Annotated in this window: 14 protein-coding genes; 12 read left to right on the top strand and 2 right to left on the bottom strand. The window is 42.0% G+C overall.

All coding sequences use genetic code 11. The annotated features are described in order from the left end of the window. The first annotated feature begins 141 nt into the window (after positions 1-141). From M9194_RS16920 to rmf, 8 genes are all read left to right on the top strand, one after another. The gene (locus tag M9194_RS16920; protein WP_250613868.1) at positions 142-4,983 is read left to right on the top strand and encodes an NAD-glutamate dehydrogenase; all 4,842 of its coding nucleotides are present in this window, start codon (positions 142-144) and stop codon (positions 4,981-4,983) included. Positions 4,984-5,322: 339 nt separating this feature from the next. After that, the gene (pyrD, locus tag M9194_RS16915) at positions 5,323-6,333 is read left to right on the top strand and encodes a quinone-dependent dihydroorotate dehydrogenase (protein ID WP_250613867.1); all 1,011 of its coding nucleotides are present in this window, start codon (positions 5,323-5,325) and stop codon (positions 6,331-6,333) included. 193 nt (positions 6,334-6,526) lie between these two features. After that, a complete protein-coding gene (locus M9194_RS16910; RefSeq protein WP_250613866.1) occupies positions 6,527-7,072 on the top strand; it encodes a cell division protein ZapC in 546 nt (181 codons plus the stop codon). Positions 7,073-7,837: 765 nt separating this feature from the next. Then, positions 7,838-9,979, top strand: coding sequence for a bifunctional 23S rRNA (guanine(2069)-N(7))-methyltransferase RlmK/23S rRNA (guanine(2445)-N(2))-methyltransferase RlmL (gene rlmKL / locus M9194_RS16905; protein ID WP_250613929.1), 2,142 nt, complete (start codon positions 7,838-7,840; stop codon positions 9,977-9,979). A 13-nt stretch (positions 9,980-9,992) separates the two neighbouring features. Further along, positions 9,993-10,238: a glutaredoxin family protein gene (locus M9194_RS16900; protein ID WP_250613865.1), complete on the top strand. Its 246-nt coding sequence runs from the start codon at positions 9,993-9,995 to the stop codon at positions 10,236-10,238. Continuing rightward, positions 10,216-12,138 (top strand): ABC transporter ATP-binding protein, encoded by a 1,923-nt coding sequence (locus tag M9194_RS16895; RefSeq protein ID WP_250613864.1) that lies wholly within the window; start codon positions 10,216-10,218, stop codon positions 12,136-12,138. Before M9194_RS16900 ends, M9194_RS16895 begins: the two co-directional genes overlap by 23 nt. Positions 12,139-12,145: 7 nt before the next feature. Continuing rightward, complete coding sequence (locus tag M9194_RS16890; RefSeq protein WP_250613863.1) at positions 12,146-13,864, top strand: DUF3466 family protein; 1,719 nt, start codon at positions 12,146-12,148, stop codon at positions 13,862-13,864. A gap of 177 nt (positions 13,865-14,041) precedes the next feature. Further along, entirely contained in the window at positions 14,042-14,215 is a 174-nt protein-coding gene (rmf, locus tag M9194_RS16885; RefSeq protein ID WP_250613862.1) for a ribosome modulation factor, read from the top strand. A 147-nt stretch (positions 14,216-14,362) separates the two neighbouring features. Here the strand turns inward: rmf and fabA are convergent, their stop codons facing one another. Together fabA and M9194_RS16875 are read right to left on the bottom strand one after the other, a co-directional pair. Continuing rightward, positions 14,363-14,881 carry a bifunctional 3-hydroxydecanoyl-ACP dehydratase/trans-2-decenoyl-ACP isomerase gene (gene fabA, locus M9194_RS16880; protein ID WP_250613860.1) on the bottom strand — a complete coding sequence of 173 codons (519 nt, stop codon included), beginning with the start codon at positions 14,879-14,881 and terminating at the stop codon, positions 14,363-14,365. A 72-nt stretch (positions 14,882-14,953) separates the two neighbouring features. Beyond that, positions 14,954-16,606, bottom strand: a complete 1,653-nt coding sequence (locus tag M9194_RS16875) for a S16 family serine protease (protein WP_250613859.1) — start codon at positions 16,604-16,606, stop codon at positions 14,954-14,956. 162 nt (positions 16,607-16,768) lie between these two features. Between M9194_RS16875 and matP the strand changes: the two genes are divergently transcribed. From matP to M9194_RS16855, 4 genes are all read left to right on the top strand, one after another. Continuing rightward, positions 16,769-17,218, top strand: a complete 450-nt coding sequence (matP, locus tag M9194_RS16870) for a macrodomain Ter protein MatP (protein ID WP_250613858.1) — start codon at positions 16,769-16,771, stop codon at positions 17,216-17,218. Between the two features lie 10 nt (positions 17,219-17,228). Beyond that, positions 17,229-17,546, top strand: coding sequence for a DUF3634 family protein (locus tag M9194_RS16865; RefSeq protein ID WP_250613857.1), 318 nt, complete (start codon positions 17,229-17,231; stop codon positions 17,544-17,546). Between the two features lie 816 nt (positions 17,547-18,362). Then, a complete protein-coding gene (locus tag M9194_RS16860) occupies positions 18,363-18,968 on the top strand; it encodes a hypothetical protein (protein WP_250613856.1) in 606 nt (201 codons plus the stop codon). A 70-nt stretch (positions 18,969-19,038) separates the two neighbouring features. Continuing rightward, on the top strand, positions 19,039-19,641 hold the full coding sequence (locus M9194_RS16855) for an AAA family ATPase (RefSeq protein WP_250613855.1): 603 nt from the start codon (positions 19,039-19,041) through the stop codon (positions 19,639-19,641). The last annotated feature ends 112 nt before the right edge of the window (positions 19,642-19,753 follow it).

Here is a 19,753-nt window from a genome sequence, read left to right as displayed (position 1 = left end):
ATAAATTTGTTTCATTGTGACACTGAAACAATTCACCAAATCATAGTAAAGCTCTTACAATAAGGCCGTGCATTACCCTGAGTAAGCACTATGCTTACTCCAACCCCTACAAAAATATAATCAATATTGTGGAGTGTAAATATGACCGCGCGTGATACTTTAATGCCGGTGCTGCTTGAAAAAGTGTATAAACTCATTCAAGACAAACTAGAGCTAGCTCAACAGCCATTTGTTACACAACTTGCGAATCATCTATTCGGAAATGTTTCTCACGATGATTTACATGAAAGGAATGAATCTGATCTCTATGGAGCAGTTATAAGCCTTTGGCATCATATCAATGAGAAAAAGGCAGAGGATGTATCTGTTAGGGTGTTTAACCCTACCGTAAGTCGACATGGATGGCAGTCAACTCACACAATCGTGGAGATAGTTGTACCTGATAGCCCGTTTCTTGTGGATTCAATAAAAATGGCGTTAAGCCGATTGGATCTCGCTTCTCACCTAATGCTACATGGTCCAACTCAAATAGACAGAACCAAAAAAGGGGTAGTGAATGGAATCAATAGTGGTTCGGGCGTCTTCCAATCACTATTCCATATCGAAGTCGATAGGCTAAGTGCCAAAGAAACCATGACAACATTGAAAAATGAATTGTTAAAGGTACTTTCGGATACGGGTCTAGTGGTTAAAGACTGGCTTTTGATGGTCGAAAAGTTAGAAGAAGTGACGGTTCAACTTCAATCTCAAGAAGATGAATTACCCATCGAAAAAGACCACTACGTTGAAACAGTCAAATTCCTTCGTTGGTTGGGTGATCATAACTTCACTTTCATGGGGTATAAAGAATACGACTTAGTCGACATTGAAGGGGACACCGAACTACGCCCTACGAAAGAAAAAGGCTTGGGGCTGTTTGCAGACCCGGCGCGTGTTAGAAGCACGAAGCTGTCGGAGTTTTCTGACTCGGCGAGACTCGAAGCAAGAAAGCCCTTCTTATTGATTGTCACTAAAGGCAATGCACAATCACACATCCACAGGCCAGCGTATACCGATTACATTGGCATTAAAAAGTTTGATAAAGATGGCAAAGTCATCGGTGAGCATCGCTTTACTGGCTTATATACCTCTGCTGTGTATAACCAAAGTGTGGCGGGCATCCCACTTATTCGCGAGAAAGTCGAGCGTATTCTAGATGCCAGTGGTTATCGTGATGGATCTTATTCCTACAAAGCGCTAAACAATATCTTAGAAAACTACCCGAGAGATGAGCTACTTCAAGCAAACGAAGACGAATTGCTAGAAGTAGGCATGGGTGTGGTCCAAATGCAGGACCGAGATCTACTAAGACTGTTCGTGCGTAAAGACCCGTTTGGTCGATTCTTTAGCTGTATGGTGTATGTCACCAAAGATCGCTACAACACTGAGTTACGCCGTCACACGCAAAGAATTTTAAAAGCTTCATTTGGTTGTGAACAAGATGTCGAATTCACAACGTACTTTTCAGAAAGTCCTCTAGCTAGGACTCACTACATTGTCCGAGTCGACAATAACAACATGAATGTGAACGTAAAAAATATAGAACAAAACTTAATGGAAGTGTCATCCAACTGGGATGATCGCTTGTCTGAAGCCATCGTCGCGAACTTTGGTGAAAGTAAAGGCTTGCCTTTATCTAAAGAGTACATGCGTGCTTTCCCAAGATCGTACAAAGAAGATGTCATGCCTGGCTCTGCGGTTGCAGACATTGAGCGACTTGAAGCATTAGACGACAACCATAAATTGGACATGTTGTTCTATCGACCTCAAGAAGAAGCGGCAGACTCTAAAGCGGTGCGACTAAAGCTTTATCATCGTGACGAGCCAATTCATCTTTCTGATGTGATGCCAATGTTGGAAAACCTCGGCCTACGTGTGATCGGGGAGTCGCCTTATGAAGTGCATAAAACCAATGGACAAACCTATTGGATACTGGATTTCTCGATGCTGCATAAGAGCGACAAAAATGTCGATTTAAGAGAAGCAAGAGATCATTTCCAACAAGCATTCGCCGCAATTTGGGCAGGCGATCTAGAAAGCGATGGCTTTAACCGTTTGGTTTTAGGTGCCTCATTAACAGGGCGTGAAATCTCAATATTACGTGCATACGCAAGATATATGCGCCAAGTCGGATTCCCGTTCAGTCAAGCCTATATTGAGGAAACGCTCAGTCACTATCCTGGATTGGCGAAAGGGCTGGTTGAACTTTTCGCTAAGCGCTTTGATCCAAAATTCAAAGGCAGTAAAAAAGGTCAAGATGATCTGATCAAGAAGATGACCGAACAGCTTGATCACGTAGAAAGTCTCGATGATGACAGAATCATTCGCCGTTACATGGAAATGATTACGGCTACGTTGAGAACTAACTACTATCAGCTTGATGAAAACAAGCAGTCGAAGCCTTGGCTATCTTTGAAGATGAGCCCAAGAGATATCCCAGATATTCCAAAGCCTGTGCCAGCGTTTGAGATTTTTGTTTATGCGCCGGATATTGAAGGTGTTCACTTAAGAGGTGGCAAGGTCGCTCGTGGTGGACTTCGTTGGTCTGATCGTCAAGAAGATTTCCGTACTGAAATTCTTGGCTTGGTTAAAGCGCAACAAGTTAAAAACACAGTGATTGTTCCAGTTGGAGCAAAAGGTGGATTTGTTTGTAAACGCCAGCACAACCTTTCTTCACGCGATGAGATATTTGCCGAAGGTCAACGCTGCTATAAACGTTTCATCAGAGCATTATTGGATGTATCTGACAATGTTGTTGATGGCGATATTGTTCCACCGAAACAGGTCGTTCGTCATGATGAAGACGATCCGTATCTAGTTGTTGCAGCAGATAAAGGAACAGCCACGTTCTCAGATTTGGCCAACTCAGTATCTGAAGAATACAACTTCTGGTTGGGCGATGCGTTTGCATCGGGTGGTTCAAACGGTTATGACCATAAAGCCATGGGTATTACTGCCAAAGGCGGATGGGAATCGGTTAAACGCCACTTTAGAGAAATGGGCATCGACTGCCAGAAAACTGACTTTACGGCTATCGGTGTTGGTGATATGGCCGGTGATGTGTTTGGTAATGGTATGTTGCTTTCCAAGCATACTCGTCTCCAAGCGGCATTTAACCACCTACATATCTTTATTGATCCGGATCCTAAATCGGCTCCAAGTTGGAAAGAACGTAATCGCTTATTCAATTTGCCACGCTCAAGTTGGGAAGATTACGATGCAAAATTGATTTCAAAAGGCGGTGGTGTCTTCTCTCGCCGTGCCAAGTCAATTAGCCTATCTCCTGAAATTCAAAAAATGTTAGGGACCAAAAGGTCATCCGTCGCACCAAACGATCTTATTAAGATGATCCTTTCCATGGAGGTGGATTTACTTTGGAACGGTGGTATTGGTACCTATGTTAAAGCCTCTACTGAAACGCATACTGAAGTCGGCGATCGCGCCAATGATGTATTGCGTATCGACGGTAAAGATCTAAAAGCCAAAGTGGTGGGTGAAGGTGGTAACCTTGGTCTGACTCAACTTGGTCGTGTTGAATTCGCACTAAATGGTGGCCGAGTTAACACCGACTTTGTAGATAACGTTGGTGGTGTGGATTGCTCGGATAACGAAGTTAACATCAAGATCTTCCTAAATGGTTTGGTTGCTCAGGGTGACTTAACAATTAAACAACGCAATAACATTTTGGAATCCATGGAAGAAGAAGTGGGCGAAATTGTGTTGGATGACGCTTATTGTCAGTCCGAGTCCATTTCTGTCACTGAGCAACATGGTGTCGCTATTGTTAAAGAGCAAATTCGTTTTATTCATGCAATGGAAAAAGCCGGTCACTTGGACCGAGCGTTAGAATACATTCCTGATGACGAAACCTTGCTTGAAAGAGAAAAGCTTGGACTTGCTCTGACTAGACCTGAGCTGTCGGTATTAGTGGCCTACGGTAAGATGGTATTGAAGGAAGAATTGGCGCACGATGATATTTCGAATGACGAATATCATGAACAACAGCTTACCAATTACTTCCCAACATTGCTGCGCGAAAAATTCTCTAAGCACATGCACAACCACCCACTTAGAGCGGAAATTATTGCAACAGCACTGGCGAACCAAATGGTCAATGAAGTAGGGTGCAACTTTATTACTCGTCTGCAAGAGGAAACAGGTTCAACCGCCGTAGACATTGCTAATGCTTACAGCGCTGCACGAGAAATTTTTGCACTAGGTGATGTGCTGAAAAAAGTACGTGCGTTAGATAACAAAGCTGATGCAGCAACGCAATATGATGTACTTTACTTTGTTCGCCGTACTTTACGCAGACTAACTCGCTGGTTGCTTCGCAATCGAACTGGCAAGCTGTCGGTAAAAGAAGTCATCGAGCTTTATCGCAACGATGTGTTAACCATTGCTGACAACCTAGAGAAAATGCTGGTTCCAGATGAAGTGGAAGAGCACAATCAAGTTGCTCAAGCTTGGATTGAAAAAGGTATTGACGCTAAAACGGCAAACTATGTTGCTCGCTTGTCTAGCTTGTACTCGGTATTGGATATTTCTTCCGTTGCGAGAGAGAGCAAACAAACTATCGAGCAAACCGGTAAACTTTATTTCAATTTAGGTGATCGCCTGTCCTTGCATTGGTTCTTAAAACAAATCAATACTCAAGCGGTAGAAAACCATTGGCAAGCTCTAGCAAGAGCTGCGTTTAGAGAAGATTTGGATTGGCAACAACGTCAGCTAACCGCGCAAGTACTTAACTGTGGTTGTGCTCCAGAAAAACTCGACGTGTTAAAAGCTCTGGATGAATGGATTGAGCAAAATGAAGTCGCCTTGCATCGTTGGGAAAATATTCTCAATGAATTCAAAGTGGGTTCGGTACATGAATTTGCTAAGTTCTCAGTCGCATTAAGGGAGTTGAACCTACTCAACTTGAACTGTGCCACGAAGGAATAATTCATACAGTCGGTTCTATCTATAAACTTAGGCCCGCTCTTGTAGCGGGCTTTTTTATATCTACTGATAATTCCTTCTATTATAACCAAAATCAACTAGTTACAATGTCACCTTTTGGCGTGATTGCTAGTTTGATTTACACAGTTGGTTTTAACACGAAAGGGGAGTAGAGAATGTGAAAGATATACGTGCGGATACTAATATAAGGATTTTGTTTATTATTGAAGTAAACCAATTACAAATAAAATTGTTTGGCTATAAGCAAAATATCAATTGAATTAAATTGGAAATGCGTAAATAATATTGTCCCGTTTACACGGGATTTTTATCGGAGGCACAATGCTTTACCGTATTGCACGAGCGGGCTTTTTTCAACTAGATGCTGAAAAAGCGCACGATTTAGCTATTCAAAACTTCAAGCGTTTTAATGGAACCCCATTAGATCTTCTTTATCGTCAGCAACTACCTCATCGACCAGTCGAATGCATGGGGTTAACATTTCGTAATCCTGTTGGCCTTGCTGCCGGTCTCGACAAAAACGGCGAGTGCATAGAAGCATTTGATGCCATGGGTTTTGGTTTTGTTGAAGTAGGGACAGTAACCCCAAGACCCCAGTCAGGTAATGATAAGCCAAGATTATTTAGGCTTGTTGAAGCAGAAGGGATCATCAACCGAATGGGTTTTAATAACCTAGGTGTAGATAATTTGGTTGAGAACGTTAAAAACTCAACATTCAAATGTTTACTCGGTATTAATATTGGAAAAAATAAAGATACACCAATTGAAAAAGGCGTTGATGATTATCTTATTTGCATGGATAAAGTGTACGAACATGCAAGTTACATTGCGGTAAATATATCCTCACCCAACACGCCTGATCTAAGAAGCCTCCAGTATGGTGAAGCGCTTGATGAACTGCTGTCTGCATTAAAAGAAAAGCAAAAGAAACTAGAGAATATTCACGGAAAATACGTACCTCTAGCATTAAAGATCGCACCAGATCTTAGCGATCAAGAAATCAAGCAGATATGCCAGTCGCTTGTTAAACACAAGATTGACGGTGTTATCGCAACCAATACAACCCTTGATAGAACCTTGGTTGAAGGAATGAAAAATTCCAATGAAGCTGGCGGGTTAAGTGGACGACCGCTGCAAACAAGAAGTACTGAGGTTGTTCGACTATTAAATCAAGAGCTTAAAGGTAAGTTGCCAATTATTGGAGTAGGGGGCATCGACTCATACGTAGCCGCGAAAGAGAAGCTGCTATCAGGTGCGAGCCTAGTCCAAGTATATTCTGGATTTATATATCAAGGCCCATCATTAATAAAAGATATTGTCAAAAATCTTTGAATAATCTGACAAAATACTAGTGACGCTGTCACTTAAAAATGGTATAAATTAGTCATTAATTTTCAAGAAATTGAAGAGGAATAGCCGAAGCTTTTCCTCTTTTTTTTTATTCAATCCTTCATAGAATTACAAAGTGTTATATAGGCAATCAATCATTTGTCTATCTGATAACAAAAAAGAGTGAAAAGGAACGATGTTGAAACCAAGTGATAAATGGGCTTGGTACTATGACGAAAGGGAAGGCTACTTAATGCTAGACCTAGGAGATGACATAGTATTTAAGACCAATCTGCCAAAAAAGCTGTTAGTAGATTGTGCTTTCGGTATCAATGAATTCTCTGTTGACGATGCATCAGCGTTTCAAACGTTCAGGGAGCAAATCGCAACATTAGATATAGATGAGCCACGACAAGCAGAATTAACTTTATATTGTGTCGCGGCGAAAAGATTTCATAAGACCGTCCAACCAAGAAGTTGGTTTTTCGATCGCGCGAGTCACAGTAGCGACGCTCCAGAAGAAGGGGATATCATCTATCTGGAGAACCAACACAATAGAGGACACTTTATTGTACTTGATGTGGGCGACTCTGCTAGCTTGTGCTCTTTTATTGATTTAGAAGACTACATTCTCGCTCCGGGTAAGGAGCTAGAGTTTGGACAAGCGATAAAAGTAATGCATGACCGATTTACGGTCATCGATAAGGTTCATACACGTCAGCCCGTGTTTATGGCTGGCTAACCAAATTCGTTCCTTTGCTTTATTTTGTGTCGGCCTTCGGGCCGTTTTTTTTGCCTGCTATTTGTCGCAAAATGGCAGCACGCTCTGATGAAAAACACCTCAATTTCTTGCTAAATACTCTCAGGTAATTTGAAGATAAAAACATCATTCTAATCTCGTAGCACGAACATTCTTTTCAACCAGGCCCACCAAGATGTTTACTGTGCAACCTGACCGAGTTTAGTATCAAATTGGCTCAATGTAATCCATGTTCAACCGGTTCCTTCGAGGAAAAGTAGGCTGAGATTTGTGACTCAGTGAACGCCTCTCTATGACTTTCTCATATATTTATTTCTAATAGTTTGCACTTGGTATCATACAAATTCGACACTTCTAAACGGTAGGGATTGTAAAATCTTTCACCTTTTTCATCTCTTTACATATTAATTTGACTAAGTTTAAAGCGATTTTCCACCTTCAAACTACCAATAATCTTCCTCTTTTCGACTTGTATGTCATTAAATTACTGCCATATTTTATATCTGGTATAGACCAGATTGGTATTGCATAACCATTCATGCTGCCATTGTTTCTTGATATCAACAGAAGCGGCAAGTTCAATAGTAGGAGGAGTGGAGGGCGGCAAGGATAACGAAACAAAGTGGTTCGGTATATACCCAGTTACTCTTAATACTGCATTTAGAAGTAACTTGGGAATATGTTCGATTTCATCGTAAACGAATGTCAGGTATAATCCGCTGTCATTCAATCTTATTTAATAGTGTCATGCATCAATATCTTGCAGTTACCTCTAATGGGCTAGAAAACCTGTTAGTTGAAGAGTTATCAGAACTAGGTATATCCAACGCAAAACCCGTCCAAGCCGGAGTAAAATTCAAAGCAACGAATGAGCAAATTTATCGTTGTTGTTTGTGGAGCAGATTAGCCTCAAGGTTTGTTCGTATCCTATCTGAATTCAACTGTAACGATGACATGGATTTGTACTTGTCGACAACGTCTGTCAACTGGCTCAATGCTTTCCACAGTACGAAAAAATTCGTCGTCGATTTCAACGGTACCAATCGCGAAATTCGTAATAGCCAATATGGTGCGATGAAGGTAAAAGATGGCATTGTCGATTGCTTCGAAAAGAAAAATTTGCCGAGACCTTCTATTAGTAAAGAAAGACCAGATTTACGCATTCATGTTCGCCTGCATCGAGACAAAGCACTGATCGGCATCGACATGGTGGGTGGTGGCCTTCATCAACGTGGTTATCGTCCTAGCTCTGGCCGAGCGCCTTTGCGAGAAACACTGGCTAACGCCATCATCAAGCGTAGTGGCTGGACGGTAGACAAAGCGCTGCTCGATCCTATGTGTGGCTCAGGTACGTTACTTATCGAAGCGGCGATGATTGCAGGTAATATAGCGCCTGGCGTACAACGCGAAAAATGGGGTTTTGAGGCGTTAGAAGATTTCGAACCAGAGCTGTGGGCAGAGATAAAATCAGAGGCCAGCATCCAAGGTCGTCGTGGTGTCAAAAAAGTTGACTGTAAGTTTTATGGCTTTGATAACGATGCAAAGGTGCTAAAGATTGCGAGAGATAATGCTCGTAGAGCCGGTGTGGAATCACTGATCGAATTTAAACAAGCCGATGCTGTGACACTAACCAGACCAGAAGGCTTTGATACTGGTGTTATCGTGTCTAACCCACCTTACGGTGAACGTTTGGGCACACACCCAGGCTTAATTGCACTGTATACCACATTTGGCGCTCAGCTTAAGTCCGAGTTTCCGGGCTCAATTGCTTCAATATTCTCAAGCGATAATGAGTTATTAAGTTGTTTACGCATGCGTGCCGAAAAGCAATTCAAGTTAAACAACGGTGCGTTACAATGTCACCAAAAGAACTACCAAATATCTAGTACACCTTCATCGCAATCGAACACTGAAAATGGAAAGGCAGAGTCAGCTGGACAGTCTTTAGTCGCACCAGATTTCGCCAATCGATTGAAGAAGAATATCGGTAAAATTGGCAAGTGGGCGCGAAAAGAAGGGCTCGATTGCTACCGCATTTATGATGCAGATTTGCCTGAGTACAACGTTGCTATCGATCTCTATCAAGAATATATGGTGATCCAAGAATACGCAGCGCCAAAAGACATTCCAGAAGAGAAAGCCAGTCGTCGTTTGACAGACATTATTCGTGCTTCTATTCAAGTAACAGGAATGGACGCAAACAAAGTGGTGTTAAAAGTTCGCCAAAAGCAGAAAGGGCGTTCGCAATATCAAAAACTCAGTAGTGAATCTGAAAAACTTCATGCCAACGAATATGGAGTGAAGTTAATCGTTAACTTGTATGATTACCTCGATACTGGTCTGTTCTTGGATCACAAGCTGACGCGAAAAATGCTCGGTGAAATGGCCCAAGGGAAAGATTTCCTAAACTTGTTCGCCTACACGGGCTCGGCAACGGTACATGCAGCATGTGGTGGCGCGAAATCGACAACGACAGTCGATATGTCGAACACCTACTTAGATTGGGCGAAAGATAATATGCAGCTCAATGGTCAAGTGGGGCGACAGCACCAATACGAGCAAGCGGATTGTCTGCAGTGGTTAGAAAAGAGCGCCAAGCAGTTCGACTTGATTTTTATTGATCCGCCTACGTTCTCTAATTCTAAGCGTATGGAACAAAGCTTCGATGTTCAGCGTGATCACATAATGTTGATGACTAACTTAAAGCGTTTGCTCAAAGAGGGCGGCACGATTGTGTTCTCCAATAACAAGCGCCACTTCAAAATGGACATGGATGCACTAAACGAGCTTGGATTAGAGGCGCGTAATATTTCCGCAAAAACATTGCCACTTGATTTTTCGCGTAACAAACACATCCACAATTGCTGGTTAATCACACATAAGGCATAAAGAGGTAGATTCAATGACGCTCAAATTGTACAGCACGGAAGGGTGCCACCTATGTGAATTGGCATTTGGGCTCATTTCTGAATTGAATTTGGGACTTAAGGTAGAGATAGTCGACATCGCATTTGATGATAAGCTGTTTGAACGCTACGGTGTCACAATTCCCGTCTTGTCCTATGGCGCTTCAGAGTTAGGCTGGCCCTTCGACTCAATACAATTACAACAATGGTTAGAAAATAATGGCATTACTCACAATTCATAATGGTCAGTTAGCATTCGGTGACCATCCACTGCTGGATCATGCAGACTTTGCGCTACAAGAGTCGGAAAGAGTATGTTTGGTTGGGCGCAATGGCGCTGGTAAATCAACCTTGATGAAAGTCATCGCAGGAGAAATCTTGCTAGATGACGGCAAATTTCAAGTGTCACAAGATGTAGTGGTGTCACGACTAGAACAAGATCCGCCGAGAAATGAAACGGCCACCGTGTTTGACTATGTGGCTGATGGCTTGGCTGAGATAGGTGAGCAGCTGAAGATCTATCAAGATCTGCTCGATCTTGTTGCTGAGTCACCGACTGAGCAAAACATTCAAAAGCTTGCTCGAGTGCAAGAGCAGCTTGAACACGCAGGCGCATGGCGATTTGAAGATCGCATCAAGAACATTCTAGGTGCGTTAAATCTTGATGGTCATACTAAGTTAACCGAGTTATCAGGCGGTTGGCAGCGCAAAGCGGCGTTAGCAAGAGCGTTGGTCTGCGATCCAGACGTGCTATTGTTGGACGAGCCGACTAACCACTTAGACGTGACAACCATTGAGTGGCTAGAAGGGTTTCTTAAGGACTTCCGTGGTTCGATTATCTTTATTTCTCACGACCGTGCGTTCATCAAATCCATGGCGACCCGAATTGTTGATTTGGACCGTGGCCAGTTGAACTCTTTCCCTGGTGATTATGAAAATTACCTCCAAGAGAAAGAAGAGCTGCTCCGTATTGAAGAAATGCAAAACGCAGAATTCGACAAAAAGCTCGCCCAAGAAGAAGTGTGGATTCGCCAAGGTATTAAAGCACGACGTACCCGTAATGAAGGCCGCGTAAGAGCCCTGAAGAAGCTTCGCCAAGAGCGTAGTGAACGTGTTGAGGTGCAAGGTAAGGTTAATCTGCAAATCGATGATGCGGTTCGCTCTGGCAAGATTGTCTTTGAAGCAGAAAACCTCAATTACGAGTACGAAAATCAAAGCATAGTTAAAGACTTTAGCTTTAATATCATGCGTGGCGACAGAATTGCTCTGATTGGCCCGAATGGTTGCGGTAAAAGTACGCTGTTAAAAATCTTACTTGGCGATCTTCAGGCCGATAGCGGCAGGCTGCATTGTGGCACTAAGCTGGAAGTGGCGTATTTTGACCAATATCGTGAAGCGTTGGATCCTGAAAAAACCGTTATCGACAATCTAGCGGACGGTAAGCAAGAGGTGATGGTGGGAGGCCGCCAGCGTCATGCCTTAAGTTATTTGCAAGACTTCTTGTTTCCCCCTAAACGTGCTCGAACGCCTGTTAAGGCTTTGTCTGGAGGGGAGAAAAACCGTTTATTGCTCGCCCGAATCTTTCTAAAGTCTAACAACTTGCTTGTGTTGGATGAACCTACTAACGATTTAGATATCGAAACTTTGGAACTTTTAGAAGATTTGCTTGCCAATTATCAGGGTACTTTGCTTCTTGTAAGCCACGATCGTGAATTTGTTGATAACACCGTCACGACCAGCTGGATATTTGAAGGCAATGGAATCATTGAAGAGTTTGTCGGTGGTTATCATGATGCCCAACAGCAACGTGAGCAAGTGCTACAGTCCAGAGAGCGAGAGAACCCAAAACCGAATACACCAAGTAAACCTGAAAGAGTAAAGGAACCACAGGTTACGAAAAGCAACAAAAGCAAAAAGTTATCTTATAAATTGCAACGAGAACTAGAGTCTCTTCCCGCTCGATTAGAAGAGCTAGAAGAGCAGATCGATACTTTGCAAGCGCAAGTGAATGATCCAGAGTTTTTCAGTCAATCCGTAGAGGTAACCCAACCCGTTTTAGATCAACTTTCTGCTCATGAGCAGGAATTAGAAATTGCCTTCGAGCGATGGGAAGAACTTGAAGCAATGCAACAGGAAAGTTAATAAATCAATGAGTAGTAAAATGTTTAAGCGTACCGCAATTGCAGCATCATTATTGGCCGTCACGCAGGCTCACGCGGCTTTGTATCGGGTTTATGAGCCAACGATCAATAGTAGTATTATTTCCAATGGTCAGTACACCGAAGCTATGGGTGTTGCCATTGAGCCTAGTAGCTATCCCTCCAATAGTTTAGGTTGTTTTGCTGGTAGTGCGACCTGTAGTACGGATGCTAACCTTGACCAATATAAGCTTGCTATTCAAACACTTATGTATGAAGATGATGGGGCTCGATATAGAGAAGAAGTCCCGTTTGCCATGGATAACGCATTTCAATATATCCAATCAAACTCTGATTATGTTAGTTACTGCACAACGGAGCTTGGTTATAACAGTGATTACTGTCAGGCTTGGGCAAATATCAGATATGACAAAGTATGGGCTCCTGAACAAAGTGGTGCGGCACAGAGTTCACCTACTGATTACATAAATGCCAAAGTATATGTGGAGGGAGATAGTACCAACTACAATGACAACGGGAATACAGTAGTCAACAGTTTACAAGGAACAAATCCGATAGGAAATAAAAGTGACTACACACAAGGTGTCACTAAACGTAATGTTGCCTTTAATGGCTCCACTAGCTATTCGTTCAGTGGTCTATTGTCACCGACTCCCGATCAAAGTCGAGCTTTCTATGCCGATGGAACGTATGTTGCGGGTAGTACCTCTTATCAGAGCAATAATGATAATGGTACATATTCGTATTCCAAAGCGACAATTTGGGATGGTTCTGATGCTGTAGCAATACCATATGACGGTGGTTCAACACTATCTGACAACAAATTTGGTGAAGGAAGTATCCGCAGTTTCTACCGGGACACAACCAATAATAAGATCTATGCAGTTGGTTATAACACATACGCAAACCAATATATGGATGCCACAATCTTTACTGGTAGCACGGATGATATTACTACAGCCAGTTGGACATCTACTCCAGTCCAAGACGCTCAGGTAGACGCCGGGGGTAGCTTCACTTATTCTAATTCTGTGCTGACAGGTGTTAACCAAAATCTTGTTGCTATTGGCAATGCTAAACGTAGTGGCTCAAAACCATATGATGGTGCGGCTGCAAACAGGATGTTCTTAGTTTCTAATGTTTCAGCTAATTCACCCACAGCTTCATTCTTTTCTGGTGGAATATTCTTTGATGGCGCCGGGGGAAGAGCTAATGCTATCAATAATTTCGACGAAATCGTTGGTGAAGTAGATGCAGAAAATGTGAGTGAAATTGGGGGAACACCAAGAAGACAGCGTGCATTTATTTATCCTTATGCAGGGACAAACTCAAATGCAGCTCGAAGAGATATCTTCGATAACAAAGCTTGGTGGTTAGATGACTTAACGAATGGTGGAACTTATTCAAGTGCTAATAATGCGTTCCGAATTATCGATGCTACTGGCATTAACGATCAAGGGATCATTTCTGCTACCGCAATAAAATGCTCAGCTTCTGGTGGGTATAGTTCAACCAATGACTATGCAACTTGTAATGGGTCAGAATCTACTGTGGCAGTCAAGCTTATTCCAATTGCAGGTGCTACTAAGGCAGACATCGATCCTCGCGATAAAAGCTACCCAAAAACCGAACGCAAAGGCGGCAGTGTAGGGTGGTTAGGCTTATCTGTTTTGGCTCTGATCGGGCTACAAAGAAGGCGTCGAACCTAAAATCAATCGGTTAAACTTTATACAATAGCACAGAATCACATTTTTGCTTCTGTGCTATTTTTATTGCTTGCTACAGAGCAAATTTTGAGCGATTCTTAATACTAGGGTCATAAAAGATCCACATGGACGTAACACTTGTCAGTTGCGTTACACATTATAAAGTATGAGGATGACACTATGAAGAGACAAAAGCGTGACCGTCTTGAAAGAGCACAATCCAAGGGTTATAAAGCTGGCTTAAACGGACGTTCTTCCGAGGCTTGCCCTTATCAGCAAATGGAGGCTCGCTCGTGCTGGTTAGGCGGTTGGCGTGATGCCAGAGTTGACTTACAATCTGGTCTCTACAAATAATTTAATCACCTCGAAAATCTGACTATTTTTAGCAAAGTCCTATAAGCCCCCAATCGGGGCTTTTTAAGGTGCCTATAACGCACTATAACTAAATATGCTTTAACAAAATTAAAGCAGCTACCAAAGGTAACTGCCATAAATTCGCAATTAAAACTTAGACGTATCTTGGAAGAGACCGACCTTAAGATCTTTTGCTACGTAGATTTCTTTACCATCTACCAAAACGCGGCCATCAGCAAGGCCCATTACAAGCTTACGGTTAACAACACGCTTCATGTTTATTTCATACGTAACTTTCTTCGCAGTAGGTAGGATTTGACCCGTGAATTTCACTTCGCCAACACCAAGTGCGCGGCCTTTACCTTTACCGCCAACCCAACCAAGGAAGAAACCAACCAGCTGCCACATCGCATCCAAACCTAGACAACCAGGCATAACTGGGTCGCCAGGGAAGTGGCAGTCAAAGAACCATAGATCTGGAGTAATATCTAGCTCCGCTAAAATAAGACCTTTACCGTATTCGCCCTCAGTTTCAGACATTTTAGTAACGCGGTCCATCATTAACATATTTGGAGCAGGAAGCTGAGGATATCCTGGCCCAAATAGCTCTCCTTGGCTTGATGCTAGAAGGTCTTCACGGGTATAAGAATCTTTTTTGTTTTGCATTAGTAAATCACTCTAATTTTAAGTAGTGTGCATGTTAGTGAACAGGTGTAAGCTTAACAAGTCCGATGAGTGTTATACAAACCAATTTTTAATCCAGCTCAATATTCCAGTAGAATGTTCATGCCTTTCAAAGCCTTCAATTCGTTTGGCGATTTGGCTGATCACACTGGCGTTATCATCACCTCTAAACGGGTGGTTCATCAAAATCGGTACGGCTTCATCCACGGTGGAGACAGACCAAATATGAAATTCTTCCTTCTTAATGCTTTCCACCACGTCTTTATGTAGTGATAGATGCTTTAAATTGGATTTAGGTAAAATAACGCCTTGTTTACCGGTTAGGCCTTGGTGTTTACACACATGGTAAAAGCCTTCGATCTTCTCGTTAAGCCCACCTACGGCTTGAACGCGGCCAAACTGGTCAACGGCACCAGTGACCGCAATTTGTTGATTAATTGGGTATTCAGAAAGGGCACTGACAAACGAACATAACTCAGCAAGAGATGCACTATCGCCATCCACTTCACAGTAAGATTGTTCAAAAACCACAGAAGCCGAGTAGGGAAGCGGCTCATCCAGCTTTAATGCTGAAGAAACAAAAGCCTGCATGATCATCATGCCTTTTGCGTGTAGATTGCCACCTAATTCTGCTTTTCTTTCAACGTCAGATATATCGCCATCACCAAAGTGAATCACACAGGATATCCGGGCAGGCTCACCATAAGAAAGAGGATGGCCAGGGACATCGATAACGGTCAAGCCGTTAACTTGGCCAACACATTCGCCTTTGGTTTCAATGATCACTTGTCCATCAAAGATATCAGAGAGTGCACGTTCTGGAAGGTAAGATTCTCTAAAATACTTAGCTTCAATTGCCTTCGCGATATCTTCACCCGTTAACACCGAATGTGACTGGCTTTCCAAAGTGGCACTTTCTAGCAGTGAACGATACCAAGTGATATCAAGGGGAAGGTAATGTTGATCTTCAGTAAATCGGGTGCCTTCAGCCATTAACTTGACCAAGCCAGATTTATCAAGCGTTGGAAGATGATACTTGCTGCACAGCCATTTCAGAAATCCAAGGTAAGTTGAAATGGATTCTTCGGTGAGCTCAATTTCAGGCTCATACTCAGTGTAAAGGTTCAAACCATAGTGAATATCTGGGTCAAGATATTGGAAGTCATCTAACGATTCTCGACTACCGATAGCGATGATTTTCACATCATAGACTTTACTTAGATCAATCGATGGTATGCATTTGGGAGTTAAGTTAATGGGCGACAGCTTTTCTCCCAGTAACGCGGATTTGAGTTTGAACCAACCCACTGGGTTTGCAGTAAACATATTGGCCGATACCAAGATATACCCACCATCGGCTTTTTCAATGAGTCCAGCTTGCTGCTGAGTGATATTGCCTTTTTTGTCGACAGCATAGGTGCCAAGGACTGACTCAATGCTTAAATCTTCAGTGGAAACAACAGGGACGTGCTCTTGTGTCATTGAGCTTAGTGATTCAGCAAACAGTTGGCGATAAATGGCATTATCAGGTGCGTTAACCGTCAATACTTTGGTTACACCCGACGATTTAACAAAAGCCTCGAAGCTTTTTTTGAGTCGTAATTGAGAATTTAGATAGTAAATTTCTGAAATTGATTGGTATTGTTCTAAGGTAGAACTAAAATTATCAAATTGGGGTGTAACAGCTCGCCAGCTTTCGTGGTTCATTGATTTCAGTGTCGTATGTCTTATGAGATCATAAAGTATATAGAATATCTAAGCGTTATGTTAGTCACAAATGACCCAACACACTGTTTAAATCAACACTATTGCACAAGTTATCCATTATGAGTTACGCTGTAACAAATGTTAGAAGGGAATTGTATCTTAATGAAATATCAGCAGCTTGAAAACCTTGAGTGTGGATGGAAATGGCAGTATCTAGTAAAAAAATGGAAAGAAGGTGAGGCAATCACTCGTCACTTGGATTCCAGTGAAGCGGAGTCCGCCGTTCAAGAGTTGTTGGTAATTGAGCATGAACCGACTAAAGTTTTATCTTGGATAGAACAAAATATGTCTCTGGAGCTGGACAATAAATTAAAACAAGCGATCAGAGCTAAACGCAAACGGCATTTCAATGCCGAGCAAGTGCATACTAAGAAAAAGTCGATAGATTTGGACTATCGCGTGTGGGAAAAATTATCTAACAGAGCCAACGAGCTAGGCTGTACTTTATCTGATGCGATAGAGTACCTTTTGAGTGAAGCGTCAAGAAGTGAAAAAGCGAGTAAGACCGTCAACAATTTAAAACAGGATCTTACCAAGCTATTGTCTGATTAAGGAGTATCGGATGTTATATGCATTTTTGATTATCGTTCTTGTTGTAGCCTGTTGGATTGCAGCCCAAGATAAACCTGTATTGCATGTCAAATTTAAGGGTGGGGTGATTGTGTGGTCAAAAGGCCATTTTCCTCAAATGTTCAAACACAATGTGATTGAAATTGGTGAGGTCGTGCCGTTTGATGGTGAGCTGAGGGTCTACCAAAAGCGAAGTGGACCAGTTCTAAAATTCTCAAGTCTCGTTCCGATGAAAGTAAAGCAACGTATTAATAATGTATTTCCTCACCAAGGATTTGTTCCTGATGAAGAAGGAAAGAAAATGGGATAGGAAATCTATTTCACCTTATAGTTTATTTAATTATATTAACTCTTCGGAATATTCTTATAGACACTAAAGAAGCTCTAAGCTTCTATTTAGCCTTTATTTATCTCCACAGCTTCATCTCATTTATTAAATTCATAACACCATGAATAATATATATTTATTTCCACATTGGCGCTTTGTTGCACATATATGTTGAGCCATAGATAAAATCTAAATCCTGCTAGACGTAATATTGAGTATTTTCCAATCTAGAAAGTTAAATATAACATTTCAGTTTTGTACGTCGACGATCTGAAATGACAGGAATATATTGAATTTAACGACTAACAAGAGGAGATCTATTATGAAAGTTGTGGTTGAATTTCTAGAGTCTGGACGCTTCAGAGACAATTTTTGGGATGGTGAGTTCTACGTAAATCGTGGTGAGCGTAGGGCAGTTACTCCATCATATGCGGCCCAGTTGATCACTAATCAGATAGCTTCACTACGCTACATCGAGGAAACGAAGGATTCGTAACCCTAAATCAAAAGGAGTTTTGAGCCGGTCAAAACAGTTGTTCGGCTTAAACCATCCACAAGCTTACCTTTTCTAACCCGTTGAACTGTATACTCTCCCTATAAATAATCTTCACATTATCACACTGTATTAAATCCTCACTGTTACATAGTTTCATACGCACTTTGTGTAGTTGATTGCACCCACTTTCCCAGATCTTTGATAGTCTAAATGCGATTTAGCGCGTCGATAATAATAAACTGCTAGACAACCATTTAAAACGAGAGGTACTCGTTGATCAAATCAAATAAGGGAACAGCTTTATGGTTGAATCGAGGGAAACGTTAGCGCGATGGCTTATGTCTATAGGCATCGTGATTTTTGTTGGCATCATTATCTACGCAAGTATGAGTAGAGAAACGTTTGCCGACAACCAAAATAAAACACTGGCCGAGTTTAAGAAACTGACACAAGCGCAAAGGCACAGTATCGTAAACGACTATATGTCTCTTCAGCATATCGACAAAAAAAAGGCTAACGACTTTTATGCATGTGTCAGTGAGAAAGCGTTCACCAAAGATCCCAATACACACCTAAACTACGTTGTTAAATCCTGCAAGCGAGCCTACGACAATAATCTTCTGTCTAAGTATGTGAGCTTTGATGGTTTTGCAAACGGTTTCGATTCAAGTAGCGGCTCGTACCTTGAACTCGACAGCATTGTTAAAAACACCATTCAAGACTCTCGTTCATATCACCCAATAGAGACGACGTATCGTTTTATTACTTATGGGACCAATACTCCAAAAGCAATCGTGAATACATTGTTTAGTGAGGTAAACAGCTCTGGCAGACTGGTGAGACATGATGTAACTGCCGCCGTTGATGTGGCCACGGGCAAAGTGTTAAAAGTGATCAGCGTATTGTAAATTTGATGACACGCTAGGGTTTGTTTTTGCGTACTATACAGACAAGACAAACATATTGGCGATTATTGCGATGAACATTTCTTTCATTGGTGCCCAAGGTACTGGCAAGACAACGGCATTGAATCAGCTCGTCAACCGACTCGACAAGGTTACACATATCATTCCAGATCAGTACCGCAATATTTGCCAAGACTTAAACTACAGCAGACCTAGAGACATCGTTTTAGAAGAGGGTTTGACACAAAGCAGCCAGGCAATGAGTGCGTTTGTTAGTACCGCGTTAGCCAGCTTTTCTCAGCTTAGCGTGAGCCGGACTGAATTTAACTTAGCCGACCTCGATCCCATCAGCTATTACGCTTTTTACGAGTACTGGATTACAAGATCCGCGAAAGAAAATGGCACCGAGCCAACTTATTTACCTTTCATCAAAAAGCTTGCGCAGCACTATAGCGAGCTGTTCGATATTAATTTCTATTTCCCAATCGGCGTCATCCCATTAGTTGGAGATGAGATGCGCGCAGTAGACTTGGAGTTTCAATCAGAGATCGACAAAATCATCCTCAAGAATCTAGATGATTTTAAGCCACACAATGTCATTACGATCGAAAGTGATACTGAACAAGGCAGGTGTGAAGAAATGCTTGAGTGGATTTCGAATCTTACTCGCAGCTAATGTGTTTCCACTATTGCACGTTTTTCGCAGTTTTAATATAGATTAGAAAACCTAAAATGATTTGAATAAATATAATTAGATTATTGTTTGTTCAGTGGCTAATCTTATTAAT

Source organism: Vibrio sinus (assembly GCF_023634645.1).
Lineage (GTDB): Bacteria > Pseudomonadota > Gammaproteobacteria > Enterobacterales > Vibrionaceae > Vibrio > Vibrio sinus.
Note: the sequence above shows the minus strand (reverse complement) of the source record. Positions and strands in the feature narration are given on the sequence as shown.

Excerpts from the sequence above, each read along its gene's own strand:
- M9194_RS16920 (WP_250613868.1), top strand. The coding sequence starts at position 142 with ATGACCGCGCGTGATACTTTAATGCCGGTGCTGCTTGAAAAAGTGTAT.
- pyrD (WP_250613867.1), top strand. The coding sequence starts at position 5,323 with ATGCTTTACCGTATTGCACGAGCGGGCTTTTTTCAACTAGATGCTGAA.
- M9194_RS16910 (WP_250613866.1), top strand. The coding sequence starts at position 6,527 with ATGTTGAAACCAAGTGATAAATGGGCTTGGTACTATGACGAAAGGGAA.
- rlmKL (WP_250613929.1), top strand. The coding sequence starts at position 7,838 with ATGCATCAATATCTTGCAGTTACCTCTAATGGGCTAGAAAACCTGTTA.
- M9194_RS16900 (WP_250613865.1), top strand. The coding sequence starts at position 9,993 with ATGACGCTCAAATTGTACAGCACGGAAGGGTGCCACCTATGTGAATTG.
- M9194_RS16895 (WP_250613864.1), top strand. The coding sequence starts at position 10,216 with ATGGCATTACTCACAATTCATAATGGTCAGTTAGCATTCGGTGACCAT.
- M9194_RS16890 (WP_250613863.1), top strand. The coding sequence starts at position 12,146 with ATGAGTAGTAAAATGTTTAAGCGTACCGCAATTGCAGCATCATTATTG.
- rmf (WP_250613862.1), top strand. The coding sequence starts at position 14,042 with ATGAAGAGACAAAAGCGTGACCGTCTTGAAAGAGCACAATCCAAGGGT.
- fabA (WP_250613860.1), bottom strand. The coding sequence starts at position 14,881 with ATGCAAAACAAAAAAGATTCTTATACCCGTGAAGACCTTCTAGCATCA.
- M9194_RS16875 (WP_250613859.1), bottom strand. The coding sequence starts at position 16,606 with ATGAACCACGAAAGCTGGCGAGCTGTTACACCCCAATTTGATAATTTT.
- matP (WP_250613858.1), top strand. The coding sequence starts at position 16,769 with ATGAAATATCAGCAGCTTGAAAACCTTGAGTGTGGATGGAAATGGCAG.
- M9194_RS16865 (WP_250613857.1), top strand. The coding sequence starts at position 17,229 with ATGTTATATGCATTTTTGATTATCGTTCTTGTTGTAGCCTGTTGGATT.
- M9194_RS16860 (WP_250613856.1), top strand. The coding sequence starts at position 18,363 with ATGGTTGAATCGAGGGAAACGTTAGCGCGATGGCTTATGTCTATAGGC.
- M9194_RS16855 (WP_250613855.1), top strand. The coding sequence starts at position 19,039 with ATGAACATTTCTTTCATTGGTGCCCAAGGTACTGGCAAGACAACGGCA.